The organism is Arcobacter sp. YIC-80, assembly GCF_044841725.1.
Classification (GTDB): Bacteria; Campylobacterota; Campylobacteria; order Campylobacterales; family Arcobacteraceae; genus Arcobacter_B.
Map to the genome: position 1 here is coordinate 477,401 of NZ_JBJBSI010000001.1, position 23,931 is coordinate 501,331.

The 23,931-nt window shown below is 27.2% G+C and carries 24 protein-coding genes and 1 pseudogene; 6 read left to right on the top strand and 19 right to left on the bottom strand.

What is annotated here, in order from left to right; translation table 11 throughout:
* Positions 1–4: 4 nt before the first annotated feature.
* Complete coding sequence (locus ACH5BK_RS02205; protein WP_404304171.1) at positions 5–715, bottom strand: sulfite exporter TauE/SafE family protein; 711 nt, start codon at positions 713–715, stop codon at positions 5–7.
* A gap of 382 nt (positions 716–1,097) precedes the next feature.
* On the opposite strand from ACH5BK_RS02205, the gene ACH5BK_RS02210 reads away from it, so the two are divergent.
* Positions 1,098–1,724 (top strand): HAD family hydrolase, encoded by a 627-nt coding sequence (locus ACH5BK_RS02210; protein ID WP_404304172.1) that lies wholly within the window; start codon positions 1,098–1,100, stop codon positions 1,722–1,724.
* A gap of 22 nt (positions 1,725–1,746) precedes the next feature.
* Here the strand turns inward: ACH5BK_RS02210 and ACH5BK_RS02215 are convergent, their stop codons facing one another.
* The 11 genes from ACH5BK_RS02215 to pgeF all read right to left on the bottom strand — a co-directional run bounded on the left by ACH5BK_RS02215 (position 1,747) and on the right by pgeF (position 12,256).
* On the bottom strand, positions 1,747–3,171 hold the full coding sequence (locus ACH5BK_RS02215) for a 4Fe-4S binding protein (protein ID WP_404304173.1): 1,425 nt from the start codon (positions 3,169–3,171) through the stop codon (positions 1,747–1,749).
* Positions 3,172–3,181: 10 nt separating this feature from the next.
* Positions 3,182–5,278 (bottom strand): TonB-dependent receptor, encoded by a 2,097-nt coding sequence (locus ACH5BK_RS02220; RefSeq protein ID WP_404304174.1) that lies wholly within the window; start codon positions 5,276–5,278, stop codon positions 3,182–3,184.
* Between the two features lie 99 nt (positions 5,279–5,377).
* On the bottom strand, positions 5,378–5,593 hold the full coding sequence (locus tag ACH5BK_RS02225; protein ID WP_404304175.1) for a hypothetical protein: 216 nt from the start codon (positions 5,591–5,593) through the stop codon (positions 5,378–5,380).
* A complete protein-coding gene (locus ACH5BK_RS02230; protein ID WP_404304176.1) occupies positions 5,583–6,041 on the bottom strand; it encodes an NfeD family protein in 459 nt (152 codons plus the stop codon). The genes ACH5BK_RS02225 and ACH5BK_RS02230 overlap by 11 nt, the downstream gene beginning before the upstream one ends.
* Positions 6,013–6,951, bottom strand: a complete 939-nt coding sequence (locus ACH5BK_RS02235) for an SPFH domain-containing protein (RefSeq protein WP_404304177.1) — start codon at positions 6,949–6,951, stop codon at positions 6,013–6,015. The genes ACH5BK_RS02230 and ACH5BK_RS02235 overlap by 29 nt, the downstream gene beginning before the upstream one ends.
* Before the next feature lie 75 nt (positions 6,952–7,026).
* On the bottom strand, positions 7,027–7,884 hold the full coding sequence (locus ACH5BK_RS02240; RefSeq protein ID WP_404304178.1) for a sensor histidine kinase: 858 nt from the start codon (positions 7,882–7,884) through the stop codon (positions 7,027–7,029).
* On the bottom strand, positions 7,874–8,533 hold the full coding sequence (locus ACH5BK_RS02245) for a response regulator transcription factor (protein WP_404304179.1): 660 nt from the start codon (positions 8,531–8,533) through the stop codon (positions 7,874–7,876). Before ACH5BK_RS02245 ends, ACH5BK_RS02240 begins: the two co-directional genes overlap by 11 nt.
* A 92-nt stretch (positions 8,534–8,625) precedes the next feature.
* Positions 8,626–9,090 (bottom strand): tRNA (cytidine(34)-2'-O)-methyltransferase, encoded by a 465-nt coding sequence (locus ACH5BK_RS02250; RefSeq protein WP_404304180.1) that lies wholly within the window; start codon positions 9,088–9,090, stop codon positions 8,626–8,628.
* Positions 9,090–9,923, bottom strand: coding sequence for a formyltetrahydrofolate deformylase (gene purU / locus ACH5BK_RS02255; protein WP_404304181.1), 834 nt, complete (start codon positions 9,921–9,923; stop codon positions 9,090–9,092). The genes ACH5BK_RS02250 and purU overlap by 1 nt, the downstream gene beginning before the upstream one ends.
* Before the next feature lie 72 nt (positions 9,924–9,995).
* On the bottom strand, positions 9,996–11,252 hold the full coding sequence (locus ACH5BK_RS02260) for a malic enzyme-like NAD(P)-binding protein (protein WP_404304182.1): 1,257 nt from the start codon (positions 11,250–11,252) through the stop codon (positions 9,996–9,998).
* Between the two features lie 335 nt (positions 11,253–11,587).
* Positions 11,588–12,256, bottom strand: a complete 669-nt coding sequence (gene pgeF / locus ACH5BK_RS02265) for a peptidoglycan editing factor PgeF (RefSeq protein WP_404304183.1) — start codon at positions 12,254–12,256, stop codon at positions 11,588–11,590.
* An 86-nt stretch (positions 12,257–12,342) separates the two neighbouring features.
* On the opposite strand from pgeF, the gene ACH5BK_RS02270 reads away from it, so the two are divergent.
* Entirely contained in the window at positions 12,343–12,957 is a 615-nt protein-coding gene (locus ACH5BK_RS02270; RefSeq protein WP_404304184.1) for a class I SAM-dependent methyltransferase, read from the top strand.
* Positions 12,958–12,966: 9 nt separating this feature from the next.
* Here ACH5BK_RS02270 and ACH5BK_RS02275 read toward each other — a convergent pair whose 3' ends face one another.
* Positions 12,967–13,410 (bottom strand): hemerythrin family protein, encoded by a 444-nt coding sequence (locus ACH5BK_RS02275; RefSeq protein ID WP_404304185.1) that lies wholly within the window; start codon positions 13,408–13,410, stop codon positions 12,967–12,969.
* A gap of 49 nt (positions 13,411–13,459) precedes the next feature.
* Positions 13,460–14,140 (bottom strand): hypothetical protein, encoded by a 681-nt coding sequence (locus ACH5BK_RS02280; RefSeq protein ID WP_404304186.1) that lies wholly within the window; start codon positions 14,138–14,140, stop codon positions 13,460–13,462.
* Between the two features lie 115 nt (positions 14,141–14,255).
* Here ACH5BK_RS02280 and ACH5BK_RS02285 point away from each other — a divergent pair, with 115 nt between their 5' ends.
* Positions 14,256–15,053 carry a shikimate dehydrogenase gene (locus ACH5BK_RS02285; protein WP_404304187.1) on the top strand — a complete coding sequence of 266 codons (798 nt, stop codon included), beginning with the start codon at positions 14,256–14,258 and terminating at the stop codon, positions 15,051–15,053.
* Positions 15,054–15,122: 69 nt separating this feature from the next.
* Complete coding sequence (locus ACH5BK_RS02290; protein ID WP_404304188.1) at positions 15,123–15,791, top strand: hypothetical protein; 669 nt, start codon at positions 15,123–15,125, stop codon at positions 15,789–15,791.
* 34 nt (positions 15,792–15,825) lie between these two features.
* Here the strand turns inward: ACH5BK_RS02290 and ACH5BK_RS02295 are convergent.
* Both ACH5BK_RS02295 and ACH5BK_RS02300 read right to left on the bottom strand, forming a co-directional pair.
* Positions 15,826–16,089 (bottom strand): annotated as a pseudogene (locus ACH5BK_RS02295) (CcdB family protein); the annotation flags it as partial.
* A gap of 40 nt (positions 16,090–16,129) precedes the next feature.
* Entirely contained in the window at positions 16,130–16,279 is a 150-nt protein-coding gene (locus tag ACH5BK_RS02300; protein ID WP_404304654.1) for a type II toxin-antitoxin system CcdA family antitoxin, read from the bottom strand.
* 223 nt (positions 16,280–16,502) lie between these two features.
* On the opposite strand from ACH5BK_RS02300, the gene ACH5BK_RS02305 reads away from it, so the two are divergent.
* The gene (locus tag ACH5BK_RS02305; RefSeq protein WP_404304189.1) at positions 16,503–16,853 is read left to right on the top strand and encodes a cupin domain-containing protein; all 351 of its coding nucleotides are present in this window, start codon (positions 16,503–16,505) and stop codon (positions 16,851–16,853) included.
* A 20-nt stretch (positions 16,854–16,873) separates the two neighbouring features.
* On the opposite strand, the gene ACH5BK_RS02310 is transcribed toward ACH5BK_RS02305, so the two are convergent.
* On the bottom strand, positions 16,874–17,446 hold the full coding sequence (locus ACH5BK_RS02310; protein WP_404304190.1) for an HPP family protein: 573 nt from the start codon (positions 17,444–17,446) through the stop codon (positions 16,874–16,876).
* Positions 17,447–17,563: 117 nt separating this feature from the next.
* Between ACH5BK_RS02310 and ACH5BK_RS02315 the strand changes: the two genes are divergently transcribed.
* Entirely contained in the window at positions 17,564–17,743 is a 180-nt protein-coding gene (locus ACH5BK_RS02315; protein WP_404304191.1) for a hypothetical protein, read from the top strand.
* Between the two features lie 12 nt (positions 17,744–17,755).
* Here ACH5BK_RS02315 and ACH5BK_RS02320 read toward each other — a convergent pair whose 3' ends face one another.
* Positions 17,756–20,983: a hypothetical protein gene (locus ACH5BK_RS02320; RefSeq protein WP_404304192.1), complete on the bottom strand. Its 3,228-nt coding sequence runs from the start codon at positions 20,981–20,983 to the stop codon at positions 17,756–17,758.
* Between the two features lie 11 nt (positions 20,984–20,994).
* Positions 20,995–23,931 carry an Ig-like domain-containing protein gene (locus ACH5BK_RS02325; RefSeq protein ID WP_404304193.1) on the bottom strand — a complete coding sequence of 979 codons (2,937 nt, stop codon included), beginning with the start codon at positions 23,929–23,931 and terminating at the stop codon, positions 20,995–20,997.

Below are 23,931 nucleotides of genomic sequence, written 5' to 3' on the forward strand. Positions count from 1 at the left end.
GGAATTATATGCTTATATTTGTAAAAACTGCATTTGTATCTATGTAAAATTGGTATCCTAAGTACATCATATAAAAACCAAAAGCTATCACTAAAATTGAAGCAACTTTTATAAATATATCTCTTAAATTAGATTGTTTAAAAAGTCCTATAAAAAATCCAAGAGAAAAAAGAGCAGGTAAAGTACTAAGTCCAAAGATAAACATCACAACAGCACCCCAAAAAGCACTAGCAGTTCCAGCAGCTATAATGGCAAAAGCATAAACAAAACCACATGGTAAAAGTCCATTTAACATACCAAGTAAATAAAAACTTATTAAAGAATCCGAACCAAGTAACTTCTTAAATGTTTTTTGGTAAAGAGTTGACTTTGAACAGGTATGTTCTAAAATAGTCAAAAATTTGATTTTTCCAAGTAACGATAGACCAACTAACACCATCATAACACCTGTAAAAACCAATAGCATAGAGTTTGTTAGATTATTAAAAGTTATAACACTTCCTGCAAAACCTATTACAGCCCCAATTAAAGTATAAGTAGTGATTCTTCCAAATGAATAAAAAAGATGAGCTATCGCTTGAAGCTTTTTTGACCATTCACTTCTTATTTTTGTACTTGAATATGCCATTACAATTCCACCACACATTCCAACACAGTGACCAAATGAACCTAAAACTGCAATTGAAATAATTGCTAAAATACTAACTGTTTCCATATAATCTAACTCCAAGGTAGTTATTATATTCATTTAATAATAAATTTTTCTTTTAATTGATAAAATTAGGGCAAAAAAAAAGCTTCACAAAGGGAGTTGTGAAGCTTTTGTATTATTCAAAATTTATTTTAATATTTAATAATAGGATACTAATTAAAATATGATTAGTAGTAGGAGGATTTAATATAAATACCCTATATGTTTAAAAGTTTATCAAAGGATATGTTAATTAATTGTTAAATCAAGATACTTTTTGTCCTCTTTTTAAAAAATTTCTTATAAATTGTAGAAAAGTAACACTTTTTTATAAAATCACCTATCCTTTTTTAAGATTATAATCATATAATACATCAATTTTTAACAATTATATAGGAATAAATTTATGAAACTAATTATGTTTGATATGGATGGAACACTAGTTGATAGCTCAAATGCAATTACAAATACAATCAACTATGTAAGACAAAACATAGGCTTAGAAACTTTAGAAAAAAATTTTATTTTAGAAAAAGTAAATGATCCAGATATAAATTCTTCTGAATTTTTTTATGGAACAAAACATTTTACAGATGAACAAGTAAAACTTTTTGAAGAGTATTACAATGAACACTGTTTACTAGATTTAGAAATTTATGATGGGATTACACAACTACTTGAAGATTTAAAAGGTGATTTTACTCTAGCAGTTGCCACAAATGCTAGCTCTGATTTTGCTAGAAAAATGCTTGATCATGTAGGAATAGAAAAACACTTTTCAAGTATTTTAGGTTTTAATGATGTAAAAAATCCAAAACCTCATCCTGAAATGGTTCATAAGATATTAAATGAGCATAATATTCTAAATAATAACGCACAACTTATTGGTGATTCACATAAAGACATTATGGCAGCTACAAATGCTGGGGTTGATTCAGTACTTGTAAATTGGGGCTTTTCAAATCATGAAGAAAATGCAATTCATACAGTGAAAGAATTGGAAGAAAAAATATTTGAGAAGTTTAGAGTATAAAACTCTAAATTTCTCAAGATAACTACTTGGACTTCATCATAGTTGAGTGATTATGTCCACCTTTTTTTGCTCCATAAGTTTGAAAAACATATCCAGTATAAAACTTCAAGCACATATAAAATATGATTAAAGCACTAGCAAAAGGAAATGCTAAAACTTTTAGTGATGTTTTAGTATCTATTAATTTTAATCTTCCAATCATAATAATAAATGCCCAAATATAAGCTATATGATTAAATAGTTTAAAAATATGTACCCATTCATCTCTTCTACTAGCAAGAGGTTTTATATATTCATAGTTTAAAGAGAAAGCTTGAATAAAACCATTTACAATATTTGAAGAATAAGAATAAAAGAAAAACTCTCCAATATGAGATAATCCACCTATTATAAATAAAGGTGCAAAAGCATAACCTAAAGTATAAAAAGTTTTTTCATAAGAGACTTTCATAATTCTTGAGGCTACAAACATACCACTTATGCTTAAAAACACACATATTATAACTGCATAAAATAAAGCAGATAGCCCTACTGTGTCAATTGAACCAAAGTTTATAAAACTTTCAAAATATCTTGCAGTCTTAACCCAAAAGAACTCTTCTACTATTGCACTCCTTCCAAGTGCATGATGAAAGCTCATAGTTACAGAAATAACTGCTGTTATAAGTATCAATGCCCAAACCTCAGCTTTATTTGTTTTAAATTTACCAAATAAATTTGAAGAAGGTTTTTTTAAAGAAAAAGCTACATTTTCACATGAACTTGCACAGTCCATACATAAAGTACAGTCTTGCATAGAGTTTTTTTTATCAAACGTAAAAGGTTTTAAATCATAATTACAGGCACTTGCACAATCAAAAGTTTTACAAGTTGCACAGCCTTTATTATATGTCTCTAACTTTGTAAACCCAACTTTTGAAAATACTTTAGTTAATGTTCCAATAGGACAGATATATTTACAATAAGACATATTTTCATACACATAAAATACAAATACAGCAATTATAGTCATAACCGTAAACATAATAGCTGTTGCTATAGGTGCTTTAAATAAACTTGGATACATATAGTAAACTAACCACCATCCAAAAAGTAAAATTCCTAGCCCAATAAAGGGATTTGCTAAAAACTTAGGCATTTTTTTATTTAAACCTATTTTTGTAATATACTTACCTAAAAACCCATGGGGACAAATACCACAAAATACTCTACCTAAAGTAGCTAAACTAACTACCATAAAGAAAGGCCAAAATAGATTCCAAAACAGTCCCGTTGTAAATCTATTTTCACTTTTAGTTTCATATATAAAACCAAAATAAATAGCATATATAAACAATGAAAAAACAATAAACTTTAATACAAACAAAAACTTAGCATTTTTAAACATAAACCCTAAAAGAGGAAATGAAAAAATATCATTTCTTTTTCTTTTTATAATCTGCTTCATTTTAAACCTTTTAGAATTTATATGTATATGTAAGCATTGCAGTTCTAGGAGCTGCTGCTTTGTAAGTGATATCACCATCTAAGTCTTTTTGTGATGACATTGCATAATGCTTATCAAAAAGGTTATTTACATTTAATTGAATATTATGATTTCTTTTTTCATATCCAAGCATCATATCTGTTACAAATTCATAACCTTCATACTTTTGTGAGTTTGCATTATCCATATAATAACTACCCCAAGTTCTAAATTGTACTCTTGCTTTAAAACCTTGATTTTTATACATAGCAAACATTGAGTATTGATGTTTTGGGACATAAGGTAAGTAGTTACCATTTCTATCATAAGTTCCCTCTTCTTTAAACTCTTTGAATTTAAAATTACTATAAGCATAAGAACCACCTAAAGTGATGTTTTTATTTAAGATATATGCTGTGTTAAGTTCTAAACCTCTTTTTTGTGTTTTCCCTGCATTTTCATAAGAGCTAGTCCAGTTTTGTTTTACAGCTGTAACTTCATCTTTTACATCATTTTGATAAATAGCTAAATCGTAAGAGTATTTTTTTGTTCTTGATTTTAAACCTATTTCATAATTTCTACTTTGAGTCTTTTTTAAACTTGCTTTATTCTCAACTATATTTGTTTTAAGTTCGTTATCTGTTGGTGCTTGATTTGCAGATGCAATAGAAGCATAAAGGTTAGTAGTGTCATTTATTGCATAAGAAAAACCAATTTTAGGAGATACCAAAGTATAATCTTCATCAATAGAGTATTTCCCATCACCTGCTTTATATGTACTTCCTCCAAAACCACTCCAATTATACTTTAAGATTTCATTTCCATCTACATCAAACTTTACTTTATCAATTCTAAGTGATAAATCAACCAAAGTTTTATCTGAGGGTTTAAAACTTTCTTGGAAATATATTCCATAAAGAGTAGCTTTTGAATCTTCTACTTTTGCTAAATCTCCTTTTTGTTCTGATAATGTCTTTTTAATACTACTTCTACCCATACCTACTACTGTGTAATCTTTATATGTATATTTTTTAGAATTTTTACTTACATCTTGTTTTGCTGTAATTCCTGCAACTAAAGTAGCATCATTTGAAAATAGCTTATGTTTGTAGTTTAATTCTAAATCTGTACCATAGATATTATTATCTGCACTATCATTTATCATTGAAGTTACAGGATGAAAATGCTCCCATGTATTAAAATAAACTCTAGGCTTATAAATAATATTGCCTATTGTTTTTTCATATTTTGCATTTAAAAATAGTATTTTAGAATTTCTTGCATTATTTTGCCAAGGTGAGCTTGTGTTTTTTTGTTTTCCTGTTTGTTTAAATTCTTCAAACTCACTTTGTGTCATGGAAGCAGGTAATTGCATATTTGATTTAGTATATGCTATTTCACTCTCAAATACTGAATCATCTTCAAATAAATAACCATATTTTAAACTTAATTGTCTTGAATCAATATCATTATTATCTCTCCAGCTATTATCATTTTTAGTTGTACTTGCATTTATTGAAATATAGTTTTTATCATCAAGTGCTGTTGAATACCTAAAGTTTGATTGACTTGCCCCATAAGTTCCAAACCCAAATTTCAATCTATTTTCATCTTCATCAAAAACAGATTTTGTGATAAGCTGTATCACTCCACCTGTTGCATTTGCAGCTTGGATAGAACCAGGTCCTTTTTGAACTTCTATAGATTTTACATCTTGCATATCTATAAAATCAAATCTTGTAAAAGCATCAGGGTCAGTCATAGGAACCCCATCTTTTATAATCATGATTTCTCTAACCCCATATCTTGCTTTAAGTCCAGCACCTCTTATAATAAGTCTAGGACTTGAACTATTTGTTGAGCTTTCTACATTTACACCTGGTATTGTATTTATTGCATCTGATATATTAATGATGTTTTTATCATCTATCTCTTCTTTGCTTACAACTGATATACTTTGAGTTACTTCTTTTGTAGCTCTTTGAACTTTTGTTGCTGTAACTGAAATAGAATCAAGTGTGATTGTGTCATTTGAATATGCAAATGACGTAAGACACGCCATCGCAAAAAGTGAGTGTTTTATTTTCATATTTTCCCCTAAATAAAGTCAAAGGGGATAATAGAATGCTTGTGTTAAAAAAAAATTAATTTTTTGTTAAGTTTTTGTTAAGTTTGTAACATTTAACTTTTAAGGATTTGTATAATAAAGAAAAAAGCCAAAACCAACAAAACTAACTAATACTCCAAACCCTGAAATAATTGCAGAATCAGAAGATATCATTCCTGGATCATTTACTTCATCTTGCATAAAGTCACTTAATGAAGGATATTTACCTAAAGTTATAATTTTTAAAATAATAAACCCTACTAGATAAAAAAATAAATGTGTTAATTTACTTCCCATTGTTTTTCTTCCTAATTTTCGCAAAGTTTTTATAAGTTTTTATAACTTCTATTTTTTCACCCTCTTCAAACTCTTTTTCATCAATATCACTATCAATTTCCCAGTAAGTTCCTTTGAAGAAGACTTTTTGATTTTTGATTTGTCCTATTCCACCTTCTTGTAAATAGTTATCATTTACTTTCTCACTAGAATTCAAAAACTTTTCTAATACTTTTTTTCTAAGTACTAATATAAATAAAAGTGAGATTATAGATACACTTGCTAGTTGCCAAATTCCATCTGTAAAGTCATAAGCTAAACTAATAAATGCTGTTATTAAAAATCCTAAACCAAACCAAATAAGAATAAATGAAGCTATCACAGCCTCAAGTCCTATTAAAACAACCCCTATTCCTAAAAGAATATAAGGGTTGATTACATCAAGAAGCATTATTGTTTGTGTTTCCATTGCTTACACCTTTAAAAAACGCATCACCTAGTACACTTGTACTTCCAATCATTTGTGATACTTCATAAGGAAGAATCATTTTATCATTAGAATCAGATTCTGCTAAGGCTTTAAATGCTTGTATTCTATCTTTTGCTAGTAAGAATTCTGCTGCTTCTTTATTTTCTGCCATGGCTTCATTGATAAGTTTCATAGCTTCTTGCTGACCTGCTGCTACTTTTTCTTGTTCATATTTTTTAGCATCTGCCATTCTTTCAATTGCTTCTGCTTTTAAGACTTCTGATTGTTTAAATGCTTCTGCTTCTCTAATTTGAGCTTCTTTATCAGCTCTTGCTTTTGTTTCAATAGCTCTTTTTTCTCGCTCAGCTTCCATTTGCATATTCATAGCTCGCTCAATTTCAGCTGGAACAGAAATATCAGAGATTTCAACTCTTGTAACTTTAATACCCCAGTTTGCTGCTGCACTACCAAGTTCAGTTTGAAGTTTTGCATTTAGAGATTCTCTATTTGATAAAGTATCATCTAAATCCATTCCACCTATTTCGGCTCTTAAAGTAGTCATAGCAAGATTTGCTATTGCATTTTTAAAATTTACCACATTATAAGTAGCTTCTTTTGCATCATCTACTTTACAAAATACAATACCATCAATCGAAATATTTACATTGTCTTTTGTAATTACTGATTGTTTAGCAATATCTACAAGCTGTTCTCTTGATGTAAGTTTTGATCTTACTTGATCAACAATAGGAATAATTACATGAAAACCACCATGTAATATTTTCTGGAATTTCCCTAGTCTTTCAACTACGTATAAATCTGATTGGGGTACTATTCTCACCCCTTTTGCAATAATAATCAAAACAAAAATGATAATAGCAAGAGGAAAGACAAGTGTTTCATCTATCATGAAAATCCTTTAATTAAATTTCTATTATAATATAATAATTCATTTAAAAAAGAATTTAAATTATGATAAATGTTATCAATTAGTTATAAGAATTTTTTTTAGATTAAGATTAAAACAGTTTCCATTTTCTAAAGTATCAATATTTATAATGATTTTATTTTTATCACAAAACTCTTTTACTATATTTAAACCTAAACCAAAGCCATCATTTTTAGAGTTTTCTTGGTAATATTTATCAAAAATAATAAATAGATTTTTTGTATTTATATTCTCACCTGTATTAAAAATACTTAAAATAGAATTTTCAAAAGATATATTTACTTGACCTTGCTCTTTAAGATTGTATTTAATTGCATTTGAAAGTAAGTTGTCTATTACTTTTTCAAAACCATTTATATCTGTTGAAATATTTATATCTGGGATATTTGAGTTTATTTTTATATCTTTTTTTATATCATCAAACTTTGAAATAGAATGATTAATAATCTCTTTTAAATTTGCTTCTTGTTTATCTATTTTGTCTATTTGCTTTTTGATATCATATTCCATATTTTCATAAAGTTTTAATAAATCATCACTTGCTTGTTTTATTCGTCCTAATCTTTTTAGACTTTTTTCATCATCTATTTTCTTTTGAAGCATTTGTGTATTCATCTGTATAGTTGATACAGGAATATTTAGTTCATGAATTGTCTCTTTTATACTTTGTTGTAAGACTTCATCACTTTTAAAAAGTGGTTTTAAAATATTGTTTGTAAAACTTAGAAAAATTACTAAACCTAGTAAAACTAAAGGCAAGATTATAAATATAAAATTTTCTTGATTTAATCCAAATAAAGAAATAAACATAAAATTAAAATACAATACTAAAACTATTGTAATAGTGAAAACAATAGATATTGATATTAAAAAATCTCTTTTTTTAGAATTCAATCTTATACCCTACACCTTTTATATTTGATAATGACTCTTTTCCTAAAAGTTTCTTTATTGAATTTATATAAACCCTAATAGAACCTTCACTATACTCTTCTCCTGCACACCAAAGCTTAGAGATTATCATTTGTTTAGTAACTATCTCTCCTCGATGTTCTATAAAAAGCTCTAGCAATTCTAATACTTTAATAGGTAAGTTTAAATCAGCTCCATTTTCATAAACTCTTTTTGAAATACAATCAAATTCTAAAGTATCGTTTAATTTGATAGCTTCAAAACTTTTTTTATTTCTTTTAAATAAAGCTTTTATTCTAAGTATAAGTTCATCTAAATCTACAGGTTTTTTTAGATAATCATCACAACCTTTTAAAAAGCCCTCATGTAAAGTCTCTTTATCTTTGTAGGATGTTAAAAAAATAGAAGGTGTTGTATCTCCTGAGTCTCTTAGCTGTTTTAATACATCAAGGCCATTTATTTTAGGTACGTTTATATCAAAAATATATAAATCATATTTATTTTCATAGTTTAGATCTAAACACTGCTCTCCATCATAAGCAATATCAATTTCAAAACCTTCATCTTCTAAAAAGTCTTCAAGTGTAGATGCAAAAAGTTTATCATCTTCAAGTAGTAGTATTTTATACAATAATATTTCCCTTAATTTTATAGGTTTATATTATATTATGTAATAGTTAAAATTTTGTTAATTTATTTTTATTAGATAGGATTCTTCAAAGATTATTTAAAATCTTTGAAGTTTTGTCTTAGTGCTTCATAAGCTACAATTGATACAGAGTTTGCGATATTTAAACTTCTTGCATCATTTGTCATAGGAATAGTAATACATCCTTCTTTATGTTTATTCATAATACTTTCAGGTAATCCAGCATCTTCTCTTCCAAAATAGAAAAAATCTCCTGTTTCAAACTTAGCGTCAAAATAAACTTTTTCAGTTTTTGTAGTAGCAAAGAAGTGTCTATTTGAAATTGGATTTTTTTCCCAAAACTCTTCTATATTTTCATACTCATAAACTTCTAAATCATACCAATAGTCAAGTCCAGCTCGTCTTACTTCTTTTTCTGTAATCTCTCCAAAACCATAAGGTTTTATAAGGTGAAGTTTACAGTTCATAGCAAAAGCTAATCTCCCGATAGTTCCAACATTTCCTGGGATTCTTGGTTCGTGTAATACTAAATTAAACATTATAAAATTACCGTTTTATTTCCGTATACAAATACTCTATCTTCTAGTAATAACTGGAAAGCATTTGATAATACTATTTTTTCTACGTTTCTTCCTGCTTTTCTCATATCTTGCCAAGAGAAAGTATGATCAACTGTTACAACATCTTGAGAAATAATCGGACCTTCATCTAAATCATCAGTAACATAATGAGCCGTAGCACCAATAATTTTCACACCTCTTTCGTGAGCTTGCTTATAAGGGTTTGCCCCAATAAATGCAGGTAAAAATGAGTGGTGAATATTTAACACTTTTTGTGGATATTGTTGTACAAATTTAGGAGTTAAAATTCTCATATATTTTGCTAAAACAATTACTTCTGGTTCATATTTATTGATTTCTTCAATCATTAAGTCTTCATGAGCTTCTCTGTCCATTCCTTCGGCACTAATACAAGTAAATGGAATATTAAATTTTTCAACTAAATCTCTTAAATACTCATGATTACCAATAACAGCTTTAATATTTGCATTTAACTCACCATCAATATATCTAATAAGTAAATCACCTAATACATGAGACTCTTTAGTAACTAAAATAACTACATCTTTTTTAGCTTTTTTATTTAGCCTAATTCTTGAGCCTTGTGGTAAAACCTCTTTTAACTCTTTTAATAAAATGTCTTTTGAGATATTTCCTGAGATTCTAGTTCTCATAAAAAATTTGTTAGTTTCAGGGTCAACATATTCAGCATTTCGCTCTATGTTTAAGTTGTTTGCAAAAAGTACTTTAGAAATATTGTATACTAAACCTTTTGCATCTTCAGTATCAATTAAAAGTATATACTCTTCCATTATCGTCCTATATTATTCTCATTTAAATTAAATGAGAATAATACCTTTTTCTTAATTAATAGATAATTTAACCTATACCATGTGAGAAAGTTTTTCTCTATATGCTTCTAAATCAAACTCTTTTATTCTTGCTACTCCTGTTTGCACTGCTGCATTGGCAACTGCTGCACTTACTTCAACCATAAGTCTTTTGTCAAATGGAATAGGAATAATATAATCAGGACCATAAGATAAATCACCAAACATAACTTTTAATTCAGGATATAAAGGCTCTTTTGCTAAGTCTGCAATAGCTTTTGCTGCAGCCATTTTCATGCTCATATTGATTTTTCTAGTTTGTACATCTAATGCACCTCTAAAAATGAAAGGGAATCCAAGTACATTATTTACTTGATTTGGGAAATCACTTCTTCCTGTACCAATAATTGCATTTGGTCTTACTTCTCTAACTTCTTCAGGGAAAAGTTCAGGTGTAGGGTTTGCTAATGTAAATACAATAGGTCTCTCACTCATAAGTGAAATATGTTCTTTTGTAAAAGTTCCAGGTCTTGATAATCCTAGAACCATATCAGCATCCGTAAATGCTTCATTCATAGTAAGAGCATCATCAATCATAAAGTCTTTTTTATATTTATTTAAATCTGTTCTACCTTTATGAATAACGCCTTTTGAATCGCACATAATTAAGTTTTTAACACCTAATTCTTTGTACATTGTAGAACAAGAAATAGCCGAAGCCCCTGCACCTACAACTACTACTTTCATGTCTTCTGGTTTTTTATCCATCATTGAAGCTGCATTCATAAGTCCTGCTGTTGTAATAATAGCTGTTCCATGTTGGTCATCGTGCATAACAGGAATATTTAACTCATCAACTAATCTTCTTTCAATCTCAAAACACTCAGGTGCTTTAATATCTTCTAAATTAATTCCACCAAATGTTGGAGAAATTGCTTTTACTGTTTCACAAAACTTATCAATATCTTTTTCATCAACTTCAATATCAAAAGAATCTACTGCTGCAAACTTTTTGAATAATACAGCTTTACCTTCCATAACTGGTTTTGAAGCTAATGCTCCAATATCACCAAGTCCAAGTACAGCTGTACCATTTGAAATAACTGCAACTAAATTTCTTTTTGATGTATATGTATATGCAGCCTCTGGGTTTTCTTTTATTTCTTCACAAGGGTATGCAACTCCTGGAGAGTATGCAAGAGATAAATCTCTTTGTGATTCTAATCTTGTAGTAGTAGCAATAGCAACCTTTCCTGGGTTGGGAACTTTATGGTAATCTAATGCTTCATTTTTTGTTACTTTAGTACTCATTCTAATCCTTATATTTTCTGCTTTCTTTAAAATGTGGTAAAATAGTAACAGAAGAAAGCTTAAAAAAGATAAATTTACAAACTAATTTAAAAGCCAAGCTTCATTTAAGCTAGTTATGTAAAATTTATGTAAACTACTATAAGTAATTACTTTTTTTAATACAACTTTAATAATTACTTTGATGTATTTTTGCTTTTAATATATTGTTTTTATGGTACTTTTTATAAGATTATAAAATACAAACTTAAAAAGTTTTTTATAGGTTTTAGATAATTTTTAATCTTAAAACTCTTTAAGTTTTGCTTGATTTTTGAGTAATTTTGTAATATGTGATTTTAAAGTTTTATAATACCTGCAAATCTACCAGTTTTTGGGTCTTTTCTATAAGAATAATGTTCAGTTTCTGAACATTTTGTACAAATTTTTGAAATTTTAATATTTTTTACTTGATTTTGTTCTAAAATTGAACGATTTATTCCTTGAAGATCAATATTTTTTCCTTCTATAAACTCTTCTCCAAAGTTTTGTTCTACTATTTTTAAAAGCTCATCATTTACCTCATAACAACACTTTTGAATACTAGGCCCCATAATAGCTTCTATATTTTCACCTTTACATCCAAAATGATTTTTCATAATATCAAGTGCTACTTGTACAATCTTTAAAAAAGTAGAGTTTCTTCCTGCATGTAGTGCTGCTATGACACCCTCTTCTTTATCATGTAAAAGAATAGGAATACAATCAGCAACCATAACCATAAGAGGTAAGTTTTTTTCATTTGTTATTAAACCATCACAATCATCTATACATTTAGGAGATTCATGTGTTACAATTGCTACTTTATTTCCATGAACTTGATTCATATATCGTAAATCACTAAATCTATAACCATGTTTTATAGCTAAAGCTTTTTGATTTTTATCTACATTATGTCTTTTATCCCCTACATGATAAGCTAAGTTTCCATCACTTTTATCTGTAAAAACTGCTAATATATTCTTCATAAGTTTCTACCTTTTAATTATTTTTCATAATTGTACTGTAAAAAGTTTGATTTTGATATAATATTATTTTTAAACAAAGGATATAAATGAATAGATTTGATGAAGCAGCAAAAACTTGGGATAAAAAACAATCAAGTATAGACAGCTCAAATGCTTGTGTAAAGAATCTTCTTGAAAAAATAAGCTTAAGACAAAATGCTGATATTTTAGACTATGGTTGTGGTACTGGATTTATTGCATTTGCACTTAATAATAACACTAATAACATTTTAGGTATGGATTATTCTGAGGGAATGGTAGAAAAATTTAATGAAAAAGCTGAGCAATCAAACTTTGATAATATTACAGCTGTAAGACATAATATAAATGAAGAAGAACTTCCAAAAGAACAATTTGATTTAGTAATCTCTTCAATGACAATGCATCATATAAAAGATACAAATATGTTTGCTAAAAAATGTTTTGATGCCTTAAAAAAAGATGGTATTGTATGTATAAATGACCTTGAAAAAGAAGATGGAACTTTTCATAAAAAACACAACAATGATGGAGTTGAGCACTTTGGTTATGAAAAAGAGGAAGTATGTAAAATCTTTGAAAAAATAGGCTTTGAGATTATTTCGTCTGATACTGTATTTATTCATGAAAGAAATGATAAGGAGTATCCACTTTTTAATCTAATCGCAAAAAAAGGTAAGTAAACTTACCTTTTAATGCATTGCACTACATGGACTCATACCAGTCTTAAAAAAGTTAGCTGTAACAGTATCCATAGTTTGAATATGATTTACTAACCAACTTAGTAAATCCCCTTCTAAATAAGAAATCAAAGAATTAATATCATCACTATTTATAAAACTATTCAATATATAAGCCATATTTTCTAAACATCTATCATGTTCACCTTTATGCATCATATAAGGAGGAAATCTTAACTCAAGCATTTTTGCTTCTTCCCCCTTAAAGTGGTTAACTGTATGATTATACCACTTTTCATAACAAGTAATAAGATCTTTTCTATCTTCATCTTTTTTCGTATTTTTATAAACTACTGCTTTTTCATATAGTTCATTTATAATATCAACATCTTCAAAATGTACATCATTCATAAAATCTTCTGCAACTAATGGTAAGTTATTTTTATCTATAAGCATTATCAGCCTTTTTGTTTTTTATGAATTTTTACATAATTTGTATAAATAATCATTGATTGATATCAATAGTTCGTGTATCTATTATCTTAAATTTTTCAATATCAATATTTGAACTAAAATATTTACCATCTTTTTTATAATGAACTATAATCTCTGAGCCATCTATAAATCTCCATGATACAAAACTTTGTAGCTTTTCAAATAATTCGATATATTTCTTTCCAGAAGGAGTTGATAAAACTAAAGAAAATCTATCTTGAATAGATAATCTTGCGTCGTTATTTGTATCTTCTTTTACTACTAAATACATCAAAGCCTTTGTATCTTTTGATGTTGATATTAAATTATTTTTTTCTAATCTAAATAAATCTAAAATAAGTTTATCGTTTTTTTTGAATAACCAATAAGATTTGCTATTTTCTAAATCTGTAAATAAATAGTTTTTTACAGAATAAGTATGCTTTGAATAATATGATTGTTCATAATCTTGCGTTAAAACAAGAGGTGTTACTTGATATTTGTCATTTAAAAACTGTGCATTTGCTTCAAGCTTGTAATTTTCTTTTGAATCTTTATTATCTTGAATATTTACAATATTACTTACTTCTTTATAACTTTGATTTTGAATAAACCCATAAGCCAATAAACTCACTCCAAGAAGACCAATAGCCAAAATAATCAAAGAGTTTACTCTCCATATAAATCTAAAAAAACTGTTGTTGTCACTCATAATAATCCCTATATTTTTTTATTTACTTTAAAATAATTTTGTGTATTTAAAGTGAATATACGAATATATCAACAGAGTTTTGATAAAATCATATTTTTAAATTAAGGAAATATATATGTCAAAAGAAAAATTCGTAATATTTGGAAATCCAGTAGCTCACTCAAAATCACCACAAATGCAAAATGCAGGTTTTGAAGCACTAAATTATGATGGTGTTTATGAAAAACACCACTTAGAAGATGGAGCAACTATAAAAACTGCTTTTTTGGAAAACTCATATAAAGGAGCAAATATCACAGTTCCACATAAAGAATTTGCATATAAAAATGCCGATGAAGTAAGAGGTTTAGCAAATAAAATCCAAGCAGTAAACACATATATAAATGAAAATGGAAAAATCATAGCATACAACACAGATGCACCAGGTTTCTTAAAAGCGATAGAATCTTTTGGAGAGGTAAAAAATGTACTACTTTTAGGAGCAGGAGGAACAGCAAAAGCAATTGCGCTTGCCTTGTCAGACAAAGATATCAAAGTAACAGTACTAAACAGAAGTGCAGGAAAACTAGAGTTTTTCAAAAATGAAGGTATCACTTCATACTCATGGGAAAATTTCAAAGCAGAAGAGTATGACCTAGTAGTAAACTCAACAAGTGCAGGACTAAAAGATGAGTATCTTCCATGCGACAAAGAAATCCTAGAGCCAATTTTAGAAAAAGCCTCTTATGCTTTTGACTGTGTATATGGAAAAATCACACCATTTTTAGCACTAGCAAAACAAAATAACTGTGAAATAAAAGATGGTGAAGATATGCTACTTTTCCAAGGTGTTTTAGCTTTTGAATACTTCACAAAACAAAAAGTTAGTGAAGATATAGTAGAAGCTATGAGAAAGGGATTAAAAGGAGAGTAGTAAAATCAACTGCACCATCCTAAAATATAAATTTAATAATTAAAAATATAAGTTATAAAGAAGAATAAAATGAACGAAAATAGTAGTCATCCACTTGATTATATTGATATAAATAGCTATCTATCAAAAGAATTTAATATCATAGTTAATGAATCAGATAGAGGTTGTATTTTATTGTGTTCTTCTATTTTAGAACATACATTGAAAGAACAATTCATAAAGATTTTACCTAATGAAATAAAGAATGATAAGGATATTAAAAACAAGCTTCTTCATAATAGTTTTGATAAAAATTTAAATCAAGCTTTTTTATGTAGATACATTCCATTTAATATATTTCAAGCAATTAATAAATTAAAAAGTATAAGAAACAAAATAGCTCATAATAAATTGGATTTTGAACTAAGTAAACACAGAGAAAAAATTAGTGAGATATCTGAACTTACAGCAAAGGGTGGAGCTTATTATTTTAGTAAAGTATCTTTAGAAATTCATATTGCCAATATTGTTAAAACATTATTAAATAACAATACTCCATCAGAATTTAAAACATTTGAAGAGATATTAGATTATATAAAAACAAAGAAAGAATTCCATTCTTCAATTGAATTAAAGGCACTCAAAATTGAATTGTCATTATCTACTTTAGTACTAATTAGTTGTATAAACTTTCATTTTGAAGAAGCTTTGACATTACTTGAGGGAGAGAAAACTATTTCTCAAATCAAAAAAACTTAATACTAATTATTTAAAGAGGAATGTTTATTTTTTATTAAAACCCATAAATCAAAAAGTCAATAGAGTTTTTAATCTCTTCTTTTTGACTATCCAAAGAACAAACCTTTTCATTTAGCTCATTTAATAAAACTGTACCTATTTGAGAAGTTATTAGATAAACCTTTTCATCCTTTACAACTAACTCTTTTATTAAACCATTAAATACTTTTTTATCTCTAGATAAAGGTACTACAACTCTTGTATTTAGATGTTTTAATACATCACTTTGTACATCTAAAAGATATGATGTTTTTTTATTTGTTCTTGGATTGTCATTTTATATACATCAAATTGAGCCATTAGAACATCCTACTATCTTTTAGTATTAAGCCCTCTTCTACTTCTTTGTTATAAGCATCAATAGCTTCTTTATTCTCTTTATACCACCGTTCTGCTTTTTCTTCTTTTGAAGCAATATTTAAATAACTAGTTAATGCTTCTGTAATAATCTGACTTTTCTTTTTCCTTTGATTTAAAGCTGCATTATCTAGTTATTTTAAATTCTTTAGTATATTTTACCATACAAGTTATAGACTTTATTATTTTCTCTTTTCCTAGAGCCAAAACTAAAACAACTATCTCTTAATCTTTTGATACTTTATTAAAATATAAGTCAAAATAAATGATTATAATATAAAATATAATATATTAAAAAACAAAAAAGGATTATATATGTCATACTGTACAAACTCAGATACTATTGAAAAAAATGATATCCCAAAAACTCAAAAAGCACAAATCGCTGTATTAACTCCAAGTGTTGATAAGGATTTCTTAGTTAGGAAAATCAAGCTTACATCAGGTGGTTCTATGCCAAATCATACAAATAAAATTCAACATCAACAGTATGTTTTAAAAGGTGAAGCAAAAGTTGTTATAGGAAATGAAGAGTTTCATGCTAAAGAAGGTGATTTTTTATATATTCCTGCTGGAATAAATCACTATTATGAAGCTTGTTATGGAAGTGATTATGAGTTTTTATGTATGATTACTACTAAAGAAGATGAAATTACGATGTTATAAAGATAGAAATTATTCTATCTTTATTTTGATTTTTTCTTTGGATTAAATATAAATTTATTGAACTTTATTCCATCTGGATAATGTCTATATTTTGAAATATTGTTGACTATTAATGCAATAATTAATAATATAAATGAACCTGAAGCAACAGGATATAAAATATAAAGAAACCCAAGATTATGTATATCTTCACTTCCTATAACAGCTATTAAAGCTGTAGCACCACCTGGTGGATGTAAAGTCAATGTCAACTGCATCACTAAAATAGCAGTAGCAACTGCAAAAGCAGAACATAAAAGTAAATTATCAAAAAAAAGTTTATAAGAAACCACTCCAACAACTGCTGATAAGATATGTCCACCTATAAAGTTTCTAGGCTGAGCTAAAGGTGAATGAATTGCACCATAAACTAAAACCGCACTTGCACCAAAAGAGCCGATAACTAAAGCTAAGTCCTTATCTCCTAAAATATCTCTATGAAATAATGTAATGCTTAATATCCCAATAAATGCACCTATCCAAGACCAAATAAGATTTGAACGCTCTAAACTTTCAGTATTAATTTTTTTAAACTGTTTAAGAAATTTTTTCATACTAATTATCCAATTTTTTTTCAACTATATCAATACATTCACAACATCTCATTGATATGTATCAAGAAACTTAAAAAAATTTTTGACTACAATTATAAAAATACTTTAGGATATTTAATGTTTTTTAACCTATTTAAAAAAAAAGAGTGGCAAAAAGAAAAAAAGCCAATATATGTATGTAAACATTGTAAACTTACATGTAAATCATGTGAAACTCTATATTGTTTTACTTGCTATAGAAATGAATCTAATCCATGTCCTAGTTGTGGAAAAAGAAATATTGATTATAAAAAATAAAGCCAAAAGGCTTTATTTTTTTATATAATATAAAGAAGTTTCTCTATTTTTTAAGGCTTCAAATGCTTTTTTATCATACGCAAAAATATGATTTGAATCACTTGATACTGCACCTTTTAAGATATTTGCTTTTTGGCTAAACTTACTTTCTGTAAGAGTACCTAAACTATCTACATTTAAGATGTAAACTCCAGCATTATCTCCTTTTGTAAAGGCATAAACCTCATTTTGAGCAAATGAAAGTTTATTTATACTATTATTTAAATCAAATACTTTTTTTGATTCAGCTGATAAGTTCTTATCAAAACTTACAATCTCTCCTGTTGAAGTTGTAGTAAATACGTTGTTATTATGGTAATAGATATTTTCTACATCAGTTAAAGCTACACTTATTATAGATTCACCTTCTTGCTTATAAATCTTATTTTTTGCAAGATGATAGAATACTGTTCCATCTTCATTTATAGCAGGTTCATTATTTAAATATGTTTCATTAGCTTGCATTCGTAAACTTCTATCTAAACTTACAGTGTTTCCAACGACTTTATAAACATCTGCATAAAAATCTGCATCTTCAAAATCAAAATGTTTTCTTATTACTATAACTTTTGTTTTATCTTTACTAAAACTAGCACTAAGAGGTGTTCCTTTATTTCCAATGATAACTTTGTTTAAGTTTGTTGTATTGAAACCTTCTACCAAAGTATTATCAGCAGTTATATCTTGTACATAGATCGAAGAAAAACCTGGATAATTCTTATTTACAGTTGCTATTATTAAACTATTATCGTCTTTAAATGTCATGTTCAATAAATCATCTCTTAACAATCTATTAACACTATTTTCATCTTTATCTGTGAATACTAAAGCATTGTTTTCAACTTTCAATACGTTGAAACCTTTTATATAGTTGTCTAAATTTCTATAAACTAGAACTGTACTTGCATCACTATTTGATATGATTTTTCTAATCTCACCTGTTACATTTTTTGTATCTGAAACTGAGATTTTTTCAATACTATCAGATATTTTTGGAGCTGCTTTTAAGATTGTTAAATTAAAACTTTTATCTTTTGTTGTTATTTCATTTCTAAATGTTGTTTGTGCTACAACATTTAAAACACCAGTTACATTTTGTGTTTCATCTCTTGTAATCTCTCCTGTTGTTGTGTCTATATTTAATCTTAAATTAGAAGTATTATAAGTAAAGTTTACATCTTTATATGATGGTATTAAATTCATATTTCTTGTTATTTTATCAAAATCTGTACCATTATTTAAACTATATTTATCCAATGTATTTAGTGCTGTTTCAAGCTTTTTATTCACTGTCATTGCTTGTTTTGTATCTGTTATTTTATAGATATCAAAACCATTTTTTACTTGTTTTTGTTTAATTGCTATTTTATCATTTGAAATAAATGATATATGAGAAATAATATTTTTTTCATCTTCATCATCATCAATAATATCAGTTGTATCAATTTCAATACTATTTTGTAAAGCAATTGCAGGTGTATTTAGATTATAAATATTAATTTTATCATCACTTCCAACTGCTAAATATTTACCATCTTGACTTACTGTAAACTCATTAGCACTAATATCAAACTGTTTTTCTTGCTCTACTTTCATAGTTTCAAGATTTATCAATACAATTTTATTTAAGCTTTTATTTGTAGCAATTGCCATTGTTCCATAAGCAAAAGTAAAAATATTATCGATTTCAAAATCTACTTCAACTTCTGCACTTTTTACTAAACTATCTGTTGCATATTTTACAATTTTTGCATTTGATGTATAAGAACCTTTTATAGAAGCTATTATATTTCTATCATCATAAGTAGTAGTGAAATCATTTAAATCATCTATTTCTACAGCTTTTAACAAATTTAGATTATGATCTAAAACTCTAAATATATTTTGTTTTTCATCTTTATCATTTTCTACTTGCCCATAAACCATCACTTTATTTGTTGTTTTTGATAGTTTAAACTTTTTAATATCTTTTGATGGAATTCTAATTGTACTTTCATCATCATAAGCTAAAACTCCATGAGTTCCAACTTTAACTTTAAATAAACCATAAGTTGATTCATCAGGGAAGCTTACACTCTCATCTTTTGATCTAATTAAAGCGTAAACATACTCACCATTTTCAGTAATTTCTGCACTTTCAAGTAAATGTTCCCAAAGACCTTTTTTATTATCTGTATCAAATTTAGATTTACTACTAACTTCTCTAACTTCAAAAGTTGAAGTATTTATACTTCTTGATCTTGCACTTCCTCCACTAATTACATCACCTCCACCATTAGAACCACCACCTACAGTTCCTCCACCAGGTGCTGATGTAACTGGTGTTGTTATCGTTCCACCTGTTGCACCTGCTTCATAATTTACTCTAAATGCTGTAAATTTATTGTATTTATAAGTAGGATTAGATTCATTATAGTTTACAACATTTAAAGCATTATGATACTTACTTGCTGTTACTACAAAATTCGAATTTCCACTAATACTTACTATTTTTTCTCCACCTTGTTTATCAACAAGCTCTTGATCAACAGAGTCTCTAATTTCACCAATTAAATCTGTATTTACTATATTATCCCAATTCTTTGAGTCTAATTTTTCAATTTTTACATGATTTAATACTACAAACTGTTTTTGTGCATCAGTTGTACTAATACTTACTACATTTGAACCTTTATTTGAAATAAATTTTTCACAAACTGCTGCAATTATTGAGTTTTTATTTACTAAGGGATTATTTTCAATTGCTATTTTTAATGACTGTTCGAAGTTTTGGCTTTGCTCTTTTGTTAAAGGATTATCTAAACTTCTATTTATCACTCCTAAATTAGTTTTTAAATAACTAATTGCACTTGTTTGATCCTTATTTACTAAAGGATTATATTTCATCTCATTATAAACAAGTGTACTCCAAGCAGATACTTCATCACTATTTGAAGGACCTATTAAGTACTTTCCATTATTTTCTTTTGAAGTTACGGCAATATTTGGATAATCAGCTGGATTTAAACCTTTCTCTGAATTTTCACAAACTGCATTTTGATTTAAATCTACGCATGATTCATATTGTAAACTTCTACTTTCAACTGATGAACCACTAGAAGCAGAAGTAGAAGTACCTCCACCTCCACCGCCGCATCCTGCAAGTACAGAAATTAATACTGTACTTAAAGAAATTTTTTTAATATTTGATATTTTGCTCATCTTTTCACCTACTATTTTTTTATACATCTAATTGGTAAAGCATTAGTAATATCATTATCAAGATATTCTGGTTGACTAATTTTTATTTCTAATGCTCTTGCTTTATTAAATTCACTATTTTTATTTGAATTTGTCCATAAATAAATAAAATTATCTTTATTATCTATATGTGTATCTATTTTCTTACCACTTGCAGGAAGTCTTAAGAAGTTTTCAAAAATATTAGATTTTGTAAATCCTTCAATTTCATCATATAACTCATCTTGACTAGGTACTTTATATCCTACTGGACAAACATCTCTTTCTTCCCATTTAAAATAATCTCCATAGCAAGCTTTTGAAGTTATAGTTTCACAAATAGTTGTAGCTTTGATATTTCTATCAAGCCAAGTTTTACCAGTTTTTGGTGACACTAATTCTTTATAAATAAAACCAAACTTATCTTCAACTGCTTCAATATTTCCTGTAGTAAACTCACTTTGAATATCTTGTTCTAAAGAGATTGCATTTGTGTCTTCTAATGCTGCTTTTACTTTAATTGTATAAGTAGTATTTGCTTCAAGTGAACTATTAGGATTTATTAGTAAAGTTTTATCTTTGTATGTTTTACTTGCTTGAACTTCAACATCACCTTTAAATAAACCAACATTATTATTTATTAGATTTTCATTTATATCTTTAGTAAATGAAATTTGAATATTTTCATTTCTAATAAAATCAGTTTGATTATTTTTTGGATAAAAATACACTTTACTTGCTGCAAATTGAGGATCTTTTTGTGTTCTAAAAGTAATTACTTTATCTTCTTCTAAAGTATTTCCACTAACATCATAGATATCTTTTTTAATAATAAGTTTATATTCAGAATCATAACTTAAACCATTAGAGTTATCCCCTTGGTTTTTGTCCATAGAGATAATAATAGTATGATTATTTACATTTCTTAAAATATTAATAGCGATTTCTTCCTCACCTTTTAATAATTTAAAATTACTTCTAACTATTGATTTTATTACTGGTTTAGAAAAAGTGATTTCTAGGTTAGAATTGATTGGAACATCACTTTGATTATCTTTTGGTGTTGTATATGTAACTTCTGGCTTACTTTCATCACTATAATCTTTGATACATCTAACGGCTTTACCTTGTGCTTTAACTACAGCACTATCAGCACTACCACCTGGGAAAAATCCTAAAGAATATGCAAGACCAACTTCATTTACACTACTACTCCATATATTTCCAGAATATTCTCTTAATTCTAAAATACCATCTCTTGTAAGATTTTTTCTAAAACCATTATTTGGAAACTTTAAGAAATTATCTATATTAGTATATTGACCATCAAGTTTTTCACCTTCATTCCAAAGAGCATTTACATTTTTTGTTTCTATTAATAATTCATCAATAGTAGGTACTCTAAATCCAGCAGGACATACAGCATTTATAGCATTTGCCCCTTTCCATAAATCATCATTTCTAACTTTTCGCCAATCATCTGCCCAAGTGGCAAATTTACCATTTGAAAGTACATCTTTTGATAAAGGATTTAAACTTGCATCAAATACTTCGCTACTTTTCTTTTCATGTCCATTTGCTTTTCTTCCCCATTGGAAATAATCACCATAACATTTTTCATCAGATTTGTCTTCACAAACTTTTTGTGCCCCTAAGTTTCTATCAAGCCAATATCTATTTGTAATAGGAGATTTTATTACATTGTATTCAAAGCCATTAAATACAAAACTATTTGCTGTTGTAAAATCTATATTTTTACTTGAAGATATTGCATTTGAACTTTCATCTTCAAGATTTGATAAACTTAGAGTATATGTAGTATTTGAATCAAGTAAAATGCTAGCACTTATAAGAGCTTTTTTATCTTCATGTTTGATTTTTAAAGGAATTTTATCTTGTGTTCCTTTTTTTACTAAAGTAATATTATTACTATTAATTGTAGAGTCTTTCATCTTTTCAGAAAAATTAACTACAAAAGTTTCATTTAAATTAATATTTTCTTTTACACTAGGTAAGGTACTTAAAATAATTGGAGCTATATTATCATCTTGAGAAACAGTTCTAAATGAAACACTTCTCTTATCACTTAATAAATTTCCTGAATAATCAGAAATTTTGTCATCTATACTTAAAGTATATAAAGCATCTTTATCCAAATTATTTTTGGGCTTGATTATAAGTTTGTTATTTATTACTTTTTTCTCAATTTCTACAGGTAAATTATCTTGATTTTTTAATACTATCTCACTTTTTAGAACACTCTCTTTTGAAATATTTTCATTAAACTCTACTACTAAATTTTCATTAATTAAAACTTCATTAGCATTATTCTCAGGAAATGTTCTATTGATAATAGGTTTTTCATTATCATCATTACTAATAAATGCACTCACAGAATTCTTTAGATGTTTTTTTACCTCTTCTACATCTTTAATATCTATATTTTCTTCTTTTAATACAGATACAATATCAATATCTTCTAAATCTTTTTTAAATTCATCACCTTTAAATTTATTAACATTACTTCCAAGTTCAATTGCATCTGTTTTTTCATCAGTATCTAAAGACTGTAAAAATCTTGCATAATTTAATAATTTATCATTTGTAGTATCATCTCTATTTTCAAGTTTTAGTAAATCTTGAAGCATTACTTTATTATCATTATTTATAGAATCAAGCTCTCCTATTTTTATGTCACCAACATAAAAACTCACTTTTCCACCTGTATAAGAAAAAGCTCCTCCTTCTTTTGTAACACCTTCTTCACCATTTTCATTTTTGTATGTTGCACCAACTATTGGGGCATCTATTAAGTAAGCTGTTGATCTTGAATTTGTAGTAGAAGTTTCAGAACTTCCACCTCCACCACCACAACCAGAAAGAATAAGTGTAGCTGATATTATAGATACTGTTTTTGCTATTTTTATCAT

Excerpts from the sequence above, each read along its gene's own strand:
- ACH5BK_RS02290 (WP_404304188.1), top strand. The coding sequence starts at position 15,123 with ATGAACGAAAATAGTAGTCATCCACTTGATTATATTGATATAAATAGC.
- ACH5BK_RS02210 (WP_404304172.1), top strand. The coding sequence starts at position 1,098 with ATGAAACTAATTATGTTTGATATGGATGGAACACTAGTTGATAGCTCA.
- ACH5BK_RS02230 (WP_404304176.1), bottom strand. The coding sequence starts at position 6,041 with ATGGAAACACAAACAATAATGCTTCTTGATGTAATCAACCCTTATATT.
- ACH5BK_RS02305 (WP_404304189.1), top strand. The coding sequence starts at position 16,503 with ATGTCATACTGTACAAACTCAGATACTATTGAAAAAAATGATATCCCA.
- ACH5BK_RS02235 (WP_404304177.1), bottom strand. The coding sequence starts at position 6,951 with ATGATAGATGAAACACTTGTCTTTCCTCTTGCTATTATCATTTTTGTT.
- ACH5BK_RS02205 (WP_404304171.1), bottom strand. The coding sequence starts at position 715 with ATGGAAACAGTTAGTATTTTAGCAATTATTTCAATTGCAGTTTTAGGT.
- ACH5BK_RS02285 (WP_404304187.1), top strand. The coding sequence starts at position 14,256 with ATGTCAAAAGAAAAATTCGTAATATTTGGAAATCCAGTAGCTCACTCA.
- ACH5BK_RS02225 (WP_404304175.1), bottom strand. The coding sequence starts at position 5,593 with ATGGGAAGTAAATTAACACATTTATTTTTTTATCTAGTAGGGTTTATT.
- ACH5BK_RS02215 (WP_404304173.1), bottom strand. The coding sequence starts at position 3,171 with ATGAAGCAGATTATAAAAAGAAAAAGAAATGATATTTTTTCATTTCCT.
- purU (WP_404304181.1), bottom strand. The coding sequence starts at position 9,923 with ATGGAAGAGTATATACTTTTAATTGATACTGAAGATGCAAAAGGTTTA.
- ACH5BK_RS02260 (WP_404304182.1), bottom strand. The coding sequence starts at position 11,252 with ATGAGTACTAAAGTAACAAAAAATGAAGCATTAGATTACCATAAAGTT.
- ACH5BK_RS02250 (WP_404304180.1), bottom strand. The coding sequence starts at position 9,090 with ATGTTTAATTTAGTATTACACGAACCAAGAATCCCAGGAAATGTTGGA.
- ACH5BK_RS02280 (WP_404304186.1), bottom strand. The coding sequence starts at position 14,140 with ATGAGTGACAACAACAGTTTTTTTAGATTTATATGGAGAGTAAACTCT.
- pgeF (WP_404304183.1), bottom strand. The coding sequence starts at position 12,256 with ATGAAGAATATATTAGCAGTTTTTACAGATAAAAGTGATGGAAACTTA.
- ACH5BK_RS02220 (WP_404304174.1), bottom strand. The coding sequence starts at position 5,278 with ATGAAAATAAAACACTCACTTTTTGCGATGGCGTGTCTTACGTCATTT.
- ACH5BK_RS02315 (WP_404304191.1), top strand. The coding sequence starts at position 17,564 with ATGTTTTTTAACCTATTTAAAAAAAAAGAGTGGCAAAAAGAAAAAAAG.
- ACH5BK_RS02325 (WP_404304193.1), bottom strand. The coding sequence starts at position 23,931 with ATGATAAAAATAGCAAAAACAGTATCTATAATATCAGCTACACTTATT.
- ACH5BK_RS02275 (WP_404304185.1), bottom strand. The coding sequence starts at position 13,410 with ATGCTTATAGATAAAAATAACTTACCATTAGTTGCAGAAGATTTTATG.
- ACH5BK_RS02270 (WP_404304184.1), top strand. The coding sequence starts at position 12,343 with ATGAATAGATTTGATGAAGCAGCAAAAACTTGGGATAAAAAACAATCA.
- ACH5BK_RS02310 (WP_404304190.1), bottom strand. The coding sequence starts at position 17,446 with ATGAAAAAATTTCTTAAACAGTTTAAAAAAATTAATACTGAAAGTTTA.
- ACH5BK_RS02320 (WP_404304192.1), bottom strand. The coding sequence starts at position 20,983 with ATGAGCAAAATATCAAATATTAAAAAAATTTCTTTAAGTACAGTATTA.